The sequence below is a fragment of the Rhizobacter sp. J219 genome (genome assembly GCF_024700055.1).
In the GTDB taxonomy this organism is placed as follows: Bacteria; Pseudomonadota; Gammaproteobacteria; order Burkholderiales; family Burkholderiaceae_C; genus Rhizobacter.
This window is the reverse complement of record NZ_JAJOND010000001.1, coordinates 5,351,874-5,366,675: the sequence shown is the minus strand read 5'-3', so window position 1 is coordinate 5,366,675 and position 14,802 is coordinate 5,351,874. Positions and strand designations below refer to the sequence as shown.

The following is a 14,802-nucleotide window of genomic DNA, read 5'->3' as shown; positions in this document are numbered from 1 at the left end:
TGGCCTTAAGCGGCGCACACGAGCATGGAGGCTCCTTCTGCTTCGGAGCTGACCCAGCGCCTCTCATGCAAGCCCACCGCCGCCACACGCCCGACACGCCGGGCGCGCCCTGCCCGGCCTGTCGTTTCGAGCAGCACACGCATGCCTCGCCGCGCCGCGGCGATGTCGAAGCGCTGATCCGCACGGTCTACCGCCGCCGCTACGACGCCGACCCTGCGGCGTTCACGCCCATGCTGGTGAGCCTATCGGACGCGCAGGGCCCGGTCGCCGCCGCAGGCTACCGGCCGGCGCACCAGGAGCCGCTGTTCCTCGAACGCTACCTCGACCGGCCCGTCGAACACTGTCTGCCGGCGAGCGCCGCGGGCCGCGTGACGCGCGAGCAGATCGTCGAAGTGGGCCACCTCGCGGCCCTGCGCGCGGGCGATGGGCGCCGGCTGATCCACTGCCTCACGCAGCACCTCGTCAACGAGGGCTACACCTGGGTGGTGAGCACGGTGACGCGCGAGTTGCGGCAGCTGTTCTCGCGCCTCGGCATCACGCCGCTGGCCCTGGGCGCGGCCCATGCCGAAGCGCTTGGCGACGAGCGGTTGCGCTGGGGCCGCTACTACGACCACGAGCCGGTGATCCTCGCCGGCCACCTGCCGCAGGCCATCGGCCGGCTCGACGCCGCCCAGCGCCGCTGCCACCAGGGCGACACGCTGGCCTTCCCGCACGAGGCGCCGCAGCCATGAGCACCACCACGACCCCGTTGCTGATCGAAGACGAGCGCGTGTGCTGGACCCGCGCGCAGTTCGACGCCGCGGTGAGCACCTGCGCCGCGCAACTCGCCGCCGCGGCCCCGAGCGGACGGATCGCCACGCTGCTCGACAACTCGGCGGCCTGGGCCGTGCTCGACCGCGCCTGCGCGCAGGCGGGTCTGGTGCATGTGCCACTGCCGGCTTTCTTCACCGCCGCCCAAGTGCAGCATGCGCTGCAGGCAGGCGGCGTCGGCACGCTCGTCACCGAGTCGCGCGCCGGCGAGCCGGTCAACCTCACCGTGGCCACACGCGCGCTGCGCCTCACGCACCAGTCCCACGCCGCGTACGCAGTGCCCGCCGGCACCTCGAAGATCACCTTCACCTCCGGCACCACCGGCACGCCAAAAGGCGTGTGCCTCGGCGAAGCGGCCTTGCAGCGCGTGGCCGAAGGCCTGGCCGAGGCGCTGCGGCCACTTCACATCACCCGCCACCTGTGCGCGCTGCCCTTGCCGGTGCTGCTGGAAAACATCGCCGGGCTGCTCGCGCCGTTTGTGGTGGGGGCGACCTGCGTCATCCGGCCGCTGCACGAACTTGGCCTCACCGGCTCGTCGCGCTTCGACCCCGCGGCCTTCGACCGCGCGGTGCGCACCCATGAACCGCACAGCCTGGTGCTGCTGCCGCAGATGCTGCGCGCGTGGGCCGGCTGGCTGCACGCCAGCCGCCAGCCGGCACCGGCGTCGCTGCGCTTCGTCGCCGTCGGCGGGGCCGCCGTCGGGCCCAAGCTGCTCGCGCTGGCGCGTGCCGTCGGCCTGCCGGCCTATGAAGGTTATGGCCTCTCCGAAGCCGCCTCGGTGCAGACCTTGAACCTGCCCGGAGCCGACCGCCCCGGCAGCGTCGGCCGGCCGCTGCCACACGCGCGGGTGCGCCTCAACACGAGCGGCGAGGTCGAGATCGCCGGCTCGCTCTTCCTCGGCTACACCGGCGAGCCAGTCGCGCCTATCAGCGAATGGCTGCCGACCGGTGACCTCGGCACGCTCGACGCCGACGGCTTTCTGCACCTGCAGGGCCGCCGCAAGCATGTGCTGATCACGGCCTATGGGCGCAACGTGTCGCCCGAGTGGGTCGAGACGGCGCTGCGCGACGAGCCGGCGGTGCTGCAGGCGGTGGTCTTCGGCGACGGCGAACCGGCGCTGTGGGCGGTGCTGTGGCCCGTCGACCCGCAGGCGGACGACACGGTGCTCGACGTTGCCGTCGCCGCCGCCAACCAGACGCTGCCCGACTACGCGCGCATCGGCCGCTGGGTGCGCGCCGCCGCGCCCTTCGATGCAGCCTCGGGCCTCGCCACCCCCAACGGGCGCCCGCGGCGCGAGGCGATCGAGCGACTGCACGCCACCTCCACCTCCCTCATCACCACCGACATGACATTCCACGACCAGCTCGGCTTCGACACCACCGGCGCACGCAGCATGCTGCTGAGCGCGCCCATCATCCACGCCTGCCTGCAGGGCCGGGTCTCGCTGCCGAGCTACCTCGAGTTCCTGACGCAGGCCTACCACCACGTGCGCCACACGGTGCCGCTGCTGCAGGCCTGCCGCGCCGCCCTGCCCCCGCGGCTGGCATGGATGCAGCCCGCGCTCGACGAGTACATCGCCGAAGAAGCGGGCCACGACGAATGGATCCTCGACGACATCCGCGCCGCAGGCGGCGATGCGGAGGCGGTGCGCCACGGTGCGCCGGGTCAGGCGACCGAGGTCATGGTCGCCTACGCGTACGACGCCATCGCGCGGCGGCACCCGTTGATGTTCCTCGGCATGGTCTATGTGCTCGAAGGCACCAGCGTGTCGCTCGCGCTGATGGCGGCCGACCAGATCCAGCAGGCGCTCGGCCTGCCCGACAAGGCGTTCACCTACCTGCGCTCGCACGGAACGCTCGACCGCGAGCATGTGGACCACTTCGCCGAACTCGTCAACCGCCTCACCTCGGAAGACGACAAAGCCGCGGTGGTGCACGCCGCAAACGTGTTCTTCAAGCTCTACGGCGACGTGTTCCGCGGCCTGCCCATGCCGCAGGCGGAGGCCGTCGCATGAAGGCCGCCGACGCCCGTGTGGTGCTCACCGGCGCGGCCGGCGGCATCGGCCAGGCCGTCGCACAGCGGCTGGCGCACTCGGGTGCCGCGCTGATGCTGGTGGGCCGTTCTCCGGCGCGGCTCGCCGCCCAGGCGCGCAGCCTGGCCGCGGCCACCGGCACCGACCCCGCCGATGCATCGCACATCGCGTGGTGCGTGGCCGACGTCACCCAGCCGCAGGCCCTGGCGCGGCTGGCCGAGGAAGCCGCGGCCTGGCGCTGCAACGTGCTCGTGCATGGCGCCGGCGTGCCCGCCTTCGGGCCCTTCGCCGATCTCGACACGGCGCTCATGCAGTCGCTCATCGACACCAACCTCGTCGCCCCGATGCGCCTCACGCAGGCCTTGCTGCCGCACCTGCGCCGCCAGCCGCGGGCGCAGGTGGTGTGCATCGGCTCGGCGCTCGGCCGCATCGGCCTGCCGGGCTTCGCCGCCTACAGCGCCACCAAGTTCGGCCTGCGCGGCTTTGCCGAGGCCTTGCGCCGCGAACTGGCCGACACGCCGGTGCTCGTGCAATACCTCGGCCCACGCAGCACGCGCACCGGCTTCAACGATGCGCGCATCGAGGCCTACCTTGCCGCCACCGGCGCCGCACTCGACCCGCCCGCCCGCGTGGGCGACGCGCTGCTGCAGCTGCTGGAAAGCGAGCGCGCCGAGCGCTACGTCGGCTACCCCGAATCGATCGCGGTGCGGCTCAACGCGATCGCCAACTCATGGCTCGACGGGGCCTTTCGCAAGCACCGCCGCAACCTGCAACCCCACACCTGAAAGAGAAGAGACCCGATGGACAAGTTGACCTTCGGCGCGATGGGCGCCTTTGCACTATGCGTGCTGATCACGCTCGGGCCGGTGCGGCCGGCGTTGGCCGGCCCGCTGGAGGACGGCATCGCCGAGATCCAGCGCGAATGGGCCGAGATCCGCTACCAGCGGCCGGCGGCCGAACGCGAGCGCCTGTTCGAAAACCTGGCCGCCAAGGCGCACCGGCTGAGCGAGGCACAACCGCGCCGCAGTGAGCCGCTGGTGTGGGAAGGCATCGTGGTCAGCTCGCTCGCGGGCGAGAAAGGCGGCCTGAGCGGGCTCGGCCTCGTGAAGAAGGCCAGGACGCTGTACGAAGACGCCATCCGAATCGACGGCAACGTGCTCGACGGCTCGGCCTACAACAGCCTGGGGGTGCTGTATTTCAAAGTGCCGGGCTGGCCGGTCGGCTTCGGCGACAAGACCAAGGCCCGCGAGCTGCTGCAGAAGGCGCTTGCGATCAACCCGACTGGCATCGACACCAACTACTTCTATGGCGAGTACCTGCTCGAAACCGGCCAGCGCGCCGACGCGGTGCCCTACCTCGAGCGCGCTCTCGCTGCGCCGGCCCGGCCCGGCCGCCAGGTCGCCGACGACGGCCGCCGCGCAGAGGCCCGCCAGCTCCTCGAACGCGCCCGTGCCGGCTGAAACGGCTGTGCTGGCGGGCCCCGCGCTGCATACACTGTGGCGGGCTCCGATCTGGGAGAGGTGTGCATGCGTGTGCTGGTGATCGAAGACGATCGCCCCCTTGGCGAAGCGCTGGCCGAGGGGCTGCGCCAGCTCGGCCATGCGGTCGACTGGTTCACGACCGGCACCGAGGCCGACAGCGCGCTCGGCGTCGCCCCGTACGACGCCATCGTGCTCGACCTCGGCCTGCCGCAGCGCGATGGCCTCTCGTGGCTGACCGAATGGCGCCGCCGTGCCATCCACGTGCCGGTGATGGTGCTGACGGCGCGCGACGCGGTCGAGCAGCGCATCGAGGGGCTGGACGCCGGCGCCGACGACTACCTCGTCAAGCCCATCACGATCGACGAACTGGCGGCCCGCCTGCGGGCGCTGGTGCGGCGCGCCTCCGGCGCCCGCACGCAGTCGGTGTGGCAGCACGGCGCGCTGTCGTTCAACGCGGCGGCGCGCACCGTCGCCTGGCAAGGCCAGCCCGCCGACCTGACCGCCCGCGAGATGGCCGTGCTCGAAGTGCTGATGCTGCACCCGCACCGCGTGCTGTCGAAGGCCGCGCTGCTCGAAAAGCTCTACGACTGGTCGCGCAGCGAACCCGACGCCAACTCGCTGGAGGTGCACATCCACCACCTGCGGCGCAAGCTCGACCCCTGCGTGGTGCGCACGGTGCGGGGTGTGGGGTATGCGCTCGGTGCCTGCGAGCCCTCCTCCGCCACCCGCGCCGAACGATGACCCTGCAGCGGCGCCTGCTCGTCTACGTGCTGGTGTGCGCACCGCTCGTCTGGGCGGTGGCCTTCGCCGTCTCGTTCGACCGCGCACGCAGCGAAGTGGATGAACTCTTCGACACGCAGCTGATGCGCATGGTGCGGCAAGTGCATGCCTTGCTGCCGCCCGATGGCGATGCCACCCGCATCTCGTTCGCCGCCCTGCCGACCGCCCCCGACGCGGGCACGGCCGACAGCGGTGCGGCCGACCTGCGCGACCTCACGATCGCGGTCTGGGATCGCAGCGGCCGCCGCGTGCTCGACCGCGACGGCATCGCCATGCCCTATCGGCCCGGCCACAGCGGCTTTGTCGACGAGACGATCGGCCCGGACGCCTGGCGCGTGTACTACCTGCCGGCGGGCGAATGGCTGGTGGCGGCGGGGCAGCGCCACCACGAACGCGACGAGCTGGTGATCGACGTGACGCTCAGCCAATTGCTGCCGTGGTTGCTGATGCTGCCGGTGCTCGTGCTCGCGCTGGCCTGGGCCGTGCGGCGAGCCCTGGCCCCGATGCAGGGGCTGGTGCGCCAGCTCTCGCGCCGCGACGCCGACGACCTCACCCCCATCGGCAGCAACGGTCAGCCCGGCGAACTGCAACCGCTGCTCGCCGCCATGAACGGCCTTTTCGCGCGGGTGGCCGACGTGCTGGCGCGCGAGCGGCGGTTCACCGGCGACGCCGCGCACGAGCTGCGTACGCCGCTGGCCGCACTGCGGGCGCAGTGGGACGTGGTGCGCCGCGCCGCCCCGGGCCCGGCGCGCGCCCAGGCCGAGGCACGGCTCGCCGCCGGGCTCGACCGCATGGACCGCCTCGTCGCGCAGCTGCTGATGCTCTCGCGCGTGGAGTCGCTGCGCAGCGCCGGGGTCCCGGCCGCCGACGAAGTGAACTGGAGAGCCGTCGTCGAGGAGGCGGTGGTCGACTGCCTGCCCCTGGCCGAGCGGCGCCACGTCGAGATCAGCTGCGACTGGCCGGCCGACGAAACGCACGCCCTGCCGATGCTCGGCAGCACGGCGCTGCTGACGGTGATGCTGCGCAACCTGCTCGACAACGCGGTGCGCTACGCCACGCCACACACGACGGTGAAGATGACGATCGCGGAGATGGCGCTGTCGATCGAAAACGCCAGCACGGCCCTCGCACCCGACCACCTCGCGCGGCTCGGTGAGCGTTTCCACCGGCCGGAGGGCCAGGCCGAACCGGGCAGCGGCCTCGGGATCTCGATCGCCCAGCGCATCGCCACCTTGCACGGCCTCACGCTGAGCTTCGGCCCGAAGGCCGACGGCACCGGCTTCTGCGCCACCGCACGCTTCGGCACGGCCGCGAAACCGCCCACGCAAGGCTGAAGCCACGCCCTCGCGGCGCCGAGCAGGGTCAACCCCGGCGTGCCGCCTCGATCTTGGCGATGTCGATCTTGCGCATCTCCATCATCGCGTTGAAGGCGCGCTTGGCCGCGGCCGGGTCGGGGTCGGAGATTGCCTCGATCAGCACACGCGGGGTGATCTGCCATGACAGGCCCCATTTGTCCTTGCACCAGCCACAGGCGCTTTCTTCGCCGCCGTTCTGCACGATCGCGTTCCACAGGCGGTCGGTCTCAGCCTGGTCGTCGGTGGCGACCTGGAAGGAGAAAGCCTCGGTGTGCTTGAACGCCGGGCCGCCGTTGAGGCCGAGGCAGGGAATGCCCATCACGGTGAAGTCGACCGTCAGCACGTCGCCCTGCTTGCCGTCGGGGTAGTCACCCGGCGCGCGGTGGACGGCACCCACCGAGCTGTCAGGAAATGTCTTGGCGTAGAAGCGCGCAGCCTCTTCGGCCGTGCCGTCGTACCAGAGACAGATCGTGTTCTTGCTCACCATCGTCGCGCTCCTTTCGATGACCGCCATGCGGGTTGACGAGGCGACGATTCTGGGCCCGGCGCGTCGCCCGTCCCCGGAAGGAATCCCGGAGACGCGGTTGCCGGAAGGGGCATGGACGGCTCAGCCGTTGAGCAGCATCTCCTCCTCGCTCATCGGCACCTGCGCCAGGTCGCGCAGCTCGGCGAGGGCAGGCAGCGCGGCCAGCACCTCGTCGGGGTCGACGCCGAAGTCGATCAGGCAGGCCACCTCGTCGACCTCGACGGCCTTGAGCTTGTCGGTCATGCCCAGGCAGTCGTCGAGCGTGCCGAGCAGCGAACTCGTCGCGTAGTAGCGCTCGAACGAGAACTCGAGTGCATCGTTGAGGTCGTCTTGCGTGGAAGGGGCCGCACCGACAGCGCACTGCTTCTGAAAGAAGGGCACGGCCGCGGTGTACTGGCCGACGAGGTTGGCCGAGCTGGCGAGGTAGCGCAGCATCGGTGCCTTGACGGTGCGGCGCACCTGGGCCTCGCTCTGGCCGACGAAGGTGTGCAGCATCAGCGTCACGGTGCCCTGCCCCGCATGGCCGGCCGCGCGCCAGGCCTCGCGGTAGGCGGCGATCTTGTCGGCCAGCGCTTCGAGCGACTGGCCGAGCAGGTGGGTCAGCACGTTCAGGCCCATCGCGCCCGCGCGGCGGAAGGTCTGCGGGTTGCCGGCCGCGGTGATCCAGATCGGCAGCTCGCGCTGCACCGGGCGCGGCATGGTGCGCAGCTGCACGCGGTCGCCCAGCGCGTTGACGGCCTCGAAGGGCTCGCCGGCCCACAGGCGGCGCAGCTCGGCCACACGCTCGAAGACCAGCTCGCCACGCTGCTCGTAGTGGCCGGGTGCGGCGAGCACGAAGTCGTTGGGGAACCAGCCCGAGGCCAAGCCCAGGTCGACCCGGCCCCCCGAGAGGAAGTCGACCATCGCCCACTCCTCGGCCACACGTGCCGGGTGGTGCAGCGGCACGACGACGCTGCCGGAGCGGATACGAACGTTCGTCGTGCTCGCCGCCAGCGCGGCCGCCATCACCGCCGGGTTGGGCGACAGGCCGCCGAAGGCATGGAAGTGGCGCTCGGGTGCCCACACGGCCGAGAAGCCGTTGTCGTCGGCGAACCGCGCGCTCTCGAAGAGCAGGCGACGCTGGGCGCTGGCCTGTGGCCCGCCCTCGTCGCTGCCGAAGTAGTAAAGGCTGAAGGCCAGCGGGCGGTCTTGGTGGGCGTGGGGATCGATCTGCATGCCGGCATTCGATGGCGCGCGGCGGTCGCCGTGTTTGATCCAGGTTAAACACCCGCCGCACGCCCCCCTGCCTGCAGGACGCGCCGGAGCGCCTTGACGAACATCAAACCGAGGCCTCGCGCCGGGCCGGACCATTCCCCGCATGGAAACCGCGACCCCACAGACCGCCCTCCCCGAAACCGCCTCGCAGATCGCCGTGCGCCTTTCTCGCGCCTCGTGCAGGAAGTTCTACGACGTCTACAACGCCTTCGACTGGCCCGAGCGCCTGCAGGAAGGCGCCTGGTGCATGCCGCCGGAGCTGATCTCGCTCTACGGCACGCCGGTGTGGGACACGCTGGATGACGCGACCCGCCAGAAGCTGAGCCTGCACGAAGTGGCCAACATGTTCAGCCTCGTGCTACAGGGCGAACGCATCCTCGTGCAGGGGCTGGCGCACCGCCTCTACAGCACGAGCAACAACCGCGAGATCACCGAGTACCTGCACCACTTCCTCGACGAAGAGAACAAGCACATGGTGATGTTCGGCGAGTTCTGCCACCGCTACATCGGCAAGGTGTACCCCGAGAAGAAGCTGCCGCTCCCTAAAGAGATGGACCGCGGGCAGGAGGAAGTGGTCTTCTTCAGCATGGCGATGGTGGTCGAGGAACTGGGCGACTTCTACAACGTGCTGATCGGCCGCGACGAGCGGGTCGACCCGCTGGTGCGCGAGATCAACAAGGTGCACCACATCGACGAGGCCCGGCATCTCGCCTTCGGCCGGCTCTATCTCGCCGAGCTGTTCGAGCGCTACAGCCCGGGGTGGTCGCCCGAGAAACTGGCCTCGTTCCGCGAGTGGCTGGCCGCGTTCTTGAAAGCCTGCTGGGCCGACTACTACAACCCGAGCGTGTACCGCGACGCCGGCATCGCCGATGCCTACGAAGTACGCCAGGCAGCGCTCGCCCACCCGGCGACGCACGCACATCGCACACGCGGCGCCGACAAGATCGTGGGCTACTTTCTGAAGACCGGCCTGCTGAGCGAACCACCCGTCTGGTGAAGCGAGTGCCCGCCCGCCCCTGAGTACGGGATTGGTGTTTTATCGCGGCCGGGCACCATGGCCGCATGGAAACGCCGAAGCAAACGCCCCCGCCCCCGACCGACCCCGCCATGCAGGCCAAGGTGGCCAAGTGGCTGGAACTCAAGCGCGAGATGGAAGCCCTGCATGCCCAGGTCGAATACGCCCGGCTGCTGCTCCGACTCGGCGTCTTGAAGTAACCCTCCGCCTCACAGTCGGGCCAGGGCCTGCCGCACCGTCTCGTAGTCGACGGGTTTGGTGAGGTGTGAGTCGAAGCCCGCCTGCAGCGAACGCTGCTGGTCTTCGCGGGCGCCGCGCCCGGTCACGGCCACCAGCAGCGCCGGCGCATGCCGCGGATCGGCCCGCATGCGTCGCGCCACCTCGAAACCGCTCATCCCCGGCATCTCGATGTCGCAGAACACCGCCTGCGGCCGGAAGCGCGCCGCCGCCGCCAGGCCCGCCTGCGCGCTGTAGGCCTTGAGGGCCTTGTGGCCGTGTGATTCGAGCAGCATGGCCAGGGTCTCGGCCGCGTCCTGGTTGTCGTCGATGACGAGCAGGCGCAGGCGCTTGGCGGCCGCGTCATGCGGGCCGTCGGTGGCGGCCAGGCCTTGCTCGACCGGCACGTGGTCGAGCGCCGGCAGGCGCAAGGTAAAGCGCGAGCCAAGGCCGGTGCCGGCGCTTTCGGCGCGCACGGTGCCGCCATGCAGCTCCATCAGCCGGCGCACCAGCGCAAGCCCGATGCCGAGCCCGCCCTGCGCCCGGTCGAGCGTGCGGTTGACCTGGGCGAACATGTCAAACACCGACTCGATCATCTCGGCGGGTATGCCCACGCCGTTGTCGTCGACGCTCACCTCGACCACGCCGTCCAGGTGCGTCATGCGCACCCCGATGCGCCCGCCGTTGGGCGTGTACTTGGCGGCGTTGTTGACGAGGTTGCTCACCACCTGCGCGAGCCGCGCCTGGTCTCCATAGACCCACACCGGCTGATCGGTGAGCTGCACGTCGAGCGTGTGGTGGGCGGCGTCGACCAGCGGCTGGCTGCCTTCGAGCGCCACGCCGATCACGCGGCGCATGTCGGCGCGCTCCTTGTGCAGCACCACCTTGCCGGTGGAGATGCGCGCCACTTCGAGCAGCTCGTCGATGAGCTTGACCATCTGCACCATCTGCCGCTCCATGATCTCGTGCAGGCGCCGAGTCTTGTCGTCGGCAGTCGGCAGCTTGGAGAGGATCTGCAGCCCGGTGCGGATGGGCGCGAGCGGGTTGCGCAGCTCGTGCGCGAGCGTGGCGAGGAATTCGTCCTTGCGCCGGTCGGCCCGGGCCTGCTCTTCGAGCTGGTCGCGGATGCGGTACTGGTTGCGGCGGTCGCGCAGCGCAGACTGCACCGCGCTGATCATCGAGCGCGACGACACCGGCCGGTCGAGCACGGTGACGTTGTCGAGCTGCTCCAGCCGCTGGATGCCGGCGACCGAAGCGCCGTGGTCGCGCATCAGCACCACCAAAGGCACATGCGACCAGGATGGCTGGTGGTGCAGCGCTTCCAGCAGCACCGGCAGTTCCGGCATCACGAGCACGGCTTCGGTGAGCAGCAGCGCGCCGACGCCGCGTGACATCTCATCGGCCATGCCAGACGGGCTGTCGCAGATGCAGCACGCCACCCCCGCCTTGCGCAGGAGCTGCTCCGTGACCTCGCCATCGCGGCGGGTGACCGGAAGGACCAGCAGGCGCTCGTTGCCGAGCGTGTGATCAGACATCGCTCGACCGTCGCGACTCGTTGCGCTCGCCTGCGCCGTCCAGCAATTCCACCGGCACGCCGGTGAGCACACCGCGCAGATGCATCAAGGGCTCGCTCAGGTGCACACCCGAGGCGTCGAACCACATCTGCCGGATCGACTCTTCGTGCGCGCCACTGCGTTTCTTGATCACCGAGATGGCCTTCTTGACCCTGCCGGCATGTTCATACATGCGCAGCATCACGACGGCATCGGCCAGGTAGCTTGCATCGATGGGCGTGCGCATCGTCGGGCCGAGCATGCCGCTCTGCGCCGCCACCAGAAAGGTGGCCACGCCGTGGTTGTTGAGGTATGACAGCAACTCGTGCAGCTGCACCGTGAGGAACTTGTCCTCCGGCATGGCGTTGAGGTAGCCATTCAGGCTGTCGATCACCACCACACGTGCACCGTCCTGCTCGACGGCCTGCCGCACAAGGCCGGCGAATTCACCGGGCGCCACTTCCGCAGGGTCGATCTGGCGCACCTCGATCTGGCCGGAGCCAGTACCCTCGATGATGGGCATGCCCAGGCCGTCCGCACGATCGAACAGGATGGCCTTGGCTTCCTCGAAGCTGAAGATCACCGCGTGGTCCCCACGCGATGCAGCCGCGTTGGCGTACTGCAAGGCAATGGTCGACTTGCCAGAACCCGGCGGCCCGACCAGCAGCGTGGCCGTGCCCCTGTCGATGCCACCGCCGAGCAGGGCGTCGAGCGCCTGCACGCCGCTGGGTACCGTCTCGCGGGCGTATGCCGAGCCATGCTCCGAGGCCGCCAGGCGCGGGTAGACGGTGACGCCCCCGCGCGTGATGGTGAAGTCGTGCAGGCCGCTTCGGAAATCGCTGCCGCGGAACTTCACCACCCGAAGTTGCCGCGAGCTTCGGCCATAGGCCGGCACGTAGGAGTCGAGCGAGATCACGCCATGCGCAATGCTCTGCAGCTGCATGTCGGGGCCTTCGGCGGTGCGGTCGTCGAGCAGAAGCACAGTGCAGTTGCGGCCGACCAGGAACTGCTTGATGCCGAGGATCTGCCGGCGGTACCGCAGCGAGCTTTGCGCCAGCAGGCGCATCTCCGAAAGCGAGTCGAACACCATGCGTTGCGGTTTGAGCGATTCCACCCTTTCGAGCGCTCGGCGTGTGGTGGCACTCAGCTCCACCTCCGACGGGTGGTACATGGTGAGGTCGCTTTCGCCGTCGACCTGCAACTCTTCGGAGAAGAGCTCGAAGATTTCGATGCCGTCGAGCGACCAGCCATGCGAACGCGCGTTCGCGATCAGCTCGTTGCGTGTTTCCGACAGCGTGATGTAGAGGCAGGTCTCGCCAGCGCGAACGCCCTCCAGCAGGTACTGGAGCGCAAGCGTGGTCTTGCCGGCGCCGGGATTGCCGTCCACCAGGTAAAAGCGGCCGGACAACAGGCCGCCATGGAGGATGTCGTCCAGCCCGGAGATTCCGCTGAGCGAGCGCCTGGGTTGTTGTTCAGACTCTGTCTGCTTCATCAAGAGGTCGTTGGTGCCCCCCAGGGAGGCCCGGTTTCCGCTGTGCCCAGAGGGGCGATGCCCTTCCCCGGCAAACGGCGTGCCGTCAGCCTGGTCCGAGGCTCGCCATGCCGGGCGCGCTGTCTTGCGCCGCCCATGCCGCGCGGGCGGCGCCCTCCGGGTCGTCGACCATGCGGTCGCGGTGACCGAACAGCAGCGTGGCGCGGCGCGAGGCGTCGAATGGCTGCCAGTCGTCGCCCGGGCGACCTTCGCGCACGAAGTGGATCCAGTGGCGACGCAGGCGATGGGCCAGCGCACGGCGGCTGCCCCACAGCGGACCGCCGCGCAACATCAGCGGCAGCAGGCCTTTCATGTCCCACAGGTAGAACAGCTCGATCGCGTGCGCGGCACCGAGCAACGGGTGACCGTGGTCGAAGCGGTAGAACCAGGTGGGATGCCGGGTGGCGTGGCGTTCGGCGAAGTGCAGCGTGGGCATTGCAAAGCTCATGTGCGTGCCCAGGCGGCGGCGCCCGTCGGTGGATTCCGGGTAGGCCGCGAGCACCTGCGCCGCGAAGCCGTCGCCATGCTGGCGCTGCAGCACGGCCGCCATGCGCTCGCGCGACAGGAACACGTCGGCCACGCCGCGCCACAGCTCGAAGAAGCGGATCTCGTCGCGGTTGTAGCCGGCCAGCAGCGGCACCTGCGCCGTGGATGCGCTGCGGGCATCGGCAAGCGAGGCCGGCAACCACGATCCATCGAACCACGGCGCCGCCGGGACGGTCTGCGGCACCTGCCGATGCACCGCCTCCTGCGCCGCCTGCAGCGCCGGCACCGGCAAGACCTGCAGCTCGGCGAGTGTCTTCACGCCGAGGTGATCGAGGTACAGGCGCGCCACCTGGAGGCTCGTTTCGCGATCGTGGATCAGGCTCAAGGCACCGCTTTGCATGATGGCGCGGTGAAAGAGCGGCCGCGCCTCGTGCGCATGCATCAGCAGCGAGACCGACATCGAGCCGGCCGATTCGCCGGCGATGGTCACCTGGTCGGGGTCGCCGCCGAAGGCCGCGATGTGCTCGCGCACCCATTGCAGCGCGAGCACCTGGTCGCGCAGGCCCAGGTTGCTGGCGATGCGCTTGTCGCCCAGCGCCTCGCCGAAGTTGACGAAACCGAAGATGCCGAGGCGGTAGTTGATGGCCACGACGACGATGTCGCCCTGGGCCGCAAGGTGGGCACCGGTGTAGGCCCGCGCGCTGCCGAGCCGGAAGGCCCCGCCATGGATCCACACCATCACCGGGCGCTTCTTGCCATCGGCCGCGGGGCTCCAGATGTTGAGGGTGAGGCAGTCTTCGTCGAGTGCGGGCCCGAGCGACTTCATGCTGCCCATCACCTTTTGCGGGCAGGCGGCGCCGAAGCGTGTGGCATCGCGCACGCCGCCCCATGGCGCCACCGGGGAGGCCGGCATGAACCGCTGCGCACCGATGGGCGGCTGCGCATAGGGCACACCCAGCCATGCGCTGACGCCACCGTCGTGCAGGCCCTGCAGCTCGCCGAGCGAGGTGCGCACACGAGTCGAGGGGTGGGACATGGCTCAGGCGCTGCCGAGCTGGACGTGCTGCCCGTGCACGGCGCCGCCCTCGGGTGTGGCGAGGAAGGCGATCGCCCGGGCCGCCACGTCGAGCGGCACCCACGCCGAGCGGTCAGCATCGGGCATGGCGGCGCGGTTGGCAGGGGTGTCGAGCGTGGTCGGCGCCACGCTGTTGACCGCGATGCCCTGGGCGCGCAGCTCGTGCGACAGCGACTCCACCAGACGCTGCAGCGCGCTCTTGGACGCGGCATACGCGCCTTTCAGCGCCTGCCCTTCGCTCGCCGCCGCGGCCGACACCGCCACGATGCGCCCGCCGCCCTGGCGCAGCATCACCGGCACCACCGCCTGCGCGAGGGCCACGAACGACCATGCGTTGAGGTTCATCATGCGCTCCCACGACGCGCGGGTGATCTGGTGCACGCCTTCGCCCATCTCGAAGCCGCCGGCCACGTGCACCAGCGCGTCGATGCGGCCATGGGCCTGCAGCACCTGCGCGATCACGGCGCCGATCCGGTCGGGCGAGGTCACATCGGCCGCGTGCAGCACCGTGCGGGGCGGCGTGCCGAAGACGGTGCGCAGGCGCTGCTCGTCGTGGTCGAGCAAGGCCAGCTTGTGGCCAGCCGCCAGGAAGTGCTGCGCCACCGCCTGGCCCAGAGCGCCCGCGGCGCCGGTGATCACGATGCAAGGTTCGCTCATGGTCGTTCGATGGGTTGAATGGACGAGGTGC

14 protein-coding genes are annotated in these 14,802 nt (G+C 70.2%); 8 read left to right on the top strand and 6 right to left on the bottom strand.

Annotated features, from left to right (window positions below):
• Positions 1 to 65: 65 nt before the first annotated feature.
• The 6 genes from LRS03_RS25615 (at position 66) to LRS03_RS25585 (ending at position 6,437) form a co-directional block, all read left to right on the top strand.
• The gene (locus LRS03_RS25615; RefSeq protein WP_257829099.1) at positions 66 to 731 is read left to right on the top strand and encodes a thermostable hemolysin; all 666 of its coding nucleotides are present in this window, start codon (positions 66 to 68) and stop codon (positions 729 to 731) included.
• Positions 728 to 2,824 carry an AMP-binding protein gene (locus LRS03_RS26665; RefSeq protein WP_308296471.1) on the top strand — a complete coding sequence of 699 codons (2,097 nt, stop codon included), beginning with the start codon at positions 728 to 730 and terminating at the stop codon, positions 2,822 to 2,824. The genes LRS03_RS25615 and LRS03_RS26665 overlap by 4 nt, the downstream gene beginning before the upstream one ends.
• The gene (locus LRS03_RS25600; protein ID WP_257829098.1) at positions 2,821 to 3,627 is read left to right on the top strand and encodes an SDR family oxidoreductase; all 807 of its coding nucleotides are present in this window, start codon (positions 2,821 to 2,823) and stop codon (positions 3,625 to 3,627) included. The genes LRS03_RS26665 and LRS03_RS25600 overlap by 4 nt, the downstream gene beginning before the upstream one ends.
• A gap of 15 nt (positions 3,628 to 3,642) precedes the next feature.
• Positions 3,643 to 4,302: a tetratricopeptide repeat protein gene (locus tag LRS03_RS25595; RefSeq protein WP_257829095.1), complete on the top strand. Its 660-nt coding sequence runs from the start codon at positions 3,643 to 3,645 to the stop codon at positions 4,300 to 4,302.
• A 66-nt stretch (positions 4,303 to 4,368) separates the two neighbouring features.
• On the top strand, positions 4,369 to 5,064 hold the full coding sequence (locus tag LRS03_RS25590; protein ID WP_257829093.1) for a response regulator: 696 nt from the start codon (positions 4,369 to 4,371) through the stop codon (positions 5,062 to 5,064).
• The gene (locus tag LRS03_RS25585) at positions 5,061 to 6,437 is read left to right on the top strand and encodes an ATP-binding protein (RefSeq protein ID WP_257829092.1); all 1,377 of its coding nucleotides are present in this window, start codon (positions 5,061 to 5,063) and stop codon (positions 6,435 to 6,437) included. The genes LRS03_RS25590 and LRS03_RS25585 overlap by 4 nt, the downstream gene beginning before the upstream one ends.
• A gap of 28 nt (positions 6,438 to 6,465) precedes the next feature.
• On the opposite strand, the gene LRS03_RS25580 is transcribed toward LRS03_RS25585, so the two are convergent.
• Positions 6,466 to 6,945, bottom strand: a complete 480-nt coding sequence (locus LRS03_RS25580; protein ID WP_257829090.1) for a VOC family protein — start codon at positions 6,943 to 6,945, stop codon at positions 6,466 to 6,468.
• Between the two features lie 120 nt (positions 6,946 to 7,065).
• The gene (locus LRS03_RS25575; protein ID WP_257829089.1) at positions 7,066 to 8,199 is read right to left on the bottom strand and encodes a MupA/Atu3671 family FMN-dependent luciferase-like monooxygenase; all 1,134 of its coding nucleotides are present in this window, start codon (positions 8,197 to 8,199) and stop codon (positions 7,066 to 7,068) included.
• Between the two features lie 142 nt (positions 8,200 to 8,341).
• On the opposite strand from LRS03_RS25575, the gene LRS03_RS25570 reads away from it, so the two are divergent.
• Complete coding sequence (locus LRS03_RS25570) at positions 8,342 to 9,235, top strand: diiron oxygenase (protein ID WP_257829087.1); 894 nt, start codon at positions 8,342 to 8,344, stop codon at positions 9,233 to 9,235.
• Positions 9,236 to 9,300: 65 nt separating this feature from the next.
• On the top strand, positions 9,301 to 9,453 hold the full coding sequence (locus LRS03_RS25565; protein WP_257829085.1) for a hypothetical protein: 153 nt from the start codon (positions 9,301 to 9,303) through the stop codon (positions 9,451 to 9,453).
• 9 nt (positions 9,454 to 9,462) lie between these two features.
• Here the strand turns inward: LRS03_RS25565 and LRS03_RS25560 are convergent, their stop codons facing one another.
• The 4 genes from LRS03_RS25560 to LRS03_RS25545 all read right to left on the bottom strand — a co-directional run bounded on the left by LRS03_RS25560 (position 9,463) and on the right by LRS03_RS25545 (position 14,771).
• Positions 9,463 to 11,004 carry a hybrid sensor histidine kinase/response regulator gene (locus LRS03_RS25560; RefSeq protein WP_257829084.1) on the bottom strand — a complete coding sequence of 514 codons (1,542 nt, stop codon included), beginning with the start codon at positions 11,002 to 11,004 and terminating at the stop codon, positions 9,463 to 9,465.
• Entirely contained in the window at positions 10,997 to 12,514 is a 1,518-nt protein-coding gene (locus LRS03_RS25555) for a DUF7125 family protein (RefSeq protein WP_257829083.1), read from the bottom strand. Before LRS03_RS25555 ends, LRS03_RS25560 begins: the two co-directional genes overlap by 8 nt.
• An 85-nt stretch (positions 12,515 to 12,599) precedes the next feature.
• Entirely contained in the window at positions 12,600 to 14,075 is a 1,476-nt protein-coding gene (locus LRS03_RS25550) for a carboxylesterase/lipase family protein (protein ID WP_257829082.1), read from the bottom strand.
• Positions 14,076 to 14,078: 3 nt separating this feature from the next.
• On the bottom strand, positions 14,079 to 14,771 hold the full coding sequence (locus LRS03_RS25545; protein WP_257829081.1) for an SDR family NAD(P)-dependent oxidoreductase: 693 nt from the start codon (positions 14,769 to 14,771) through the stop codon (positions 14,079 to 14,081).
• Between the last annotated feature and the right edge of the window lie 31 nt (positions 14,772 to 14,802).

What these genes read in the sequence shown, in the direction of transcription:
- LRS03_RS25545 (WP_257829081.1), bottom strand. Translation starts at nt 14,771, where the DNA reads ATGAGCGAACCTTGCATCGTGATCACCGGCGCCGCGGGCGCTCTGGGC.
- LRS03_RS25600 (WP_257829098.1), top strand. Translation starts at nt 2,821, where the DNA reads ATGAAGGCCGCCGACGCCCGTGTGGTGCTCACCGGCGCGGCCGGCGGC.
- LRS03_RS25590 (WP_257829093.1), top strand. Translation starts at nt 4,369, where the DNA reads ATGCGTGTGCTGGTGATCGAAGACGATCGCCCCCTTGGCGAAGCGCTG.
- LRS03_RS25575 (WP_257829089.1), bottom strand. Translation starts at nt 8,199, where the DNA reads ATGCAGATCGATCCCCACGCCCACCAAGACCGCCCGCTGGCCTTCAGC.
- LRS03_RS26665 (WP_308296471.1), top strand. Translation starts at nt 728, where the DNA reads ATGAGCACCACCACGACCCCGTTGCTGATCGAAGACGAGCGCGTGTGC.
- LRS03_RS25550 (WP_257829082.1), bottom strand. Translation starts at nt 14,075, where the DNA reads ATGTCCCACCCCTCGACTCGTGTGCGCACCTCGCTCGGCGAGCTGCAG.
- LRS03_RS25570 (WP_257829087.1), top strand. Translation starts at nt 8,342, where the DNA reads ATGGAAACCGCGACCCCACAGACCGCCCTCCCCGAAACCGCCTCGCAG.
- LRS03_RS25560 (WP_257829084.1), bottom strand. Translation starts at nt 11,004, where the DNA reads ATGTCTGATCACACGCTCGGCAACGAGCGCCTGCTGGTCCTTCCGGTC.
- LRS03_RS25555 (WP_257829083.1), bottom strand. Translation starts at nt 12,514, where the DNA reads ATGAAGCAGACAGAGTCTGAACAACAACCCAGGCGCTCGCTCAGCGGA.
- LRS03_RS25595 (WP_257829095.1), top strand. Translation starts at nt 3,643, where the DNA reads ATGGACAAGTTGACCTTCGGCGCGATGGGCGCCTTTGCACTATGCGTG.
- LRS03_RS25565 (WP_257829085.1), top strand. Translation starts at nt 9,301, where the DNA reads ATGGAAACGCCGAAGCAAACGCCCCCGCCCCCGACCGACCCCGCCATG.
- LRS03_RS25585 (WP_257829092.1), top strand. Translation starts at nt 5,061, where the DNA reads ATGACCCTGCAGCGGCGCCTGCTCGTCTACGTGCTGGTGTGCGCACCG.
- LRS03_RS25615 (WP_257829099.1), top strand. Translation starts at nt 66, where the DNA reads ATGCAAGCCCACCGCCGCCACACGCCCGACACGCCGGGCGCGCCCTGC.
- LRS03_RS25580 (WP_257829090.1), bottom strand. Translation starts at nt 6,945, where the DNA reads ATGGTGAGCAAGAACACGATCTGTCTCTGGTACGACGGCACGGCCGAA.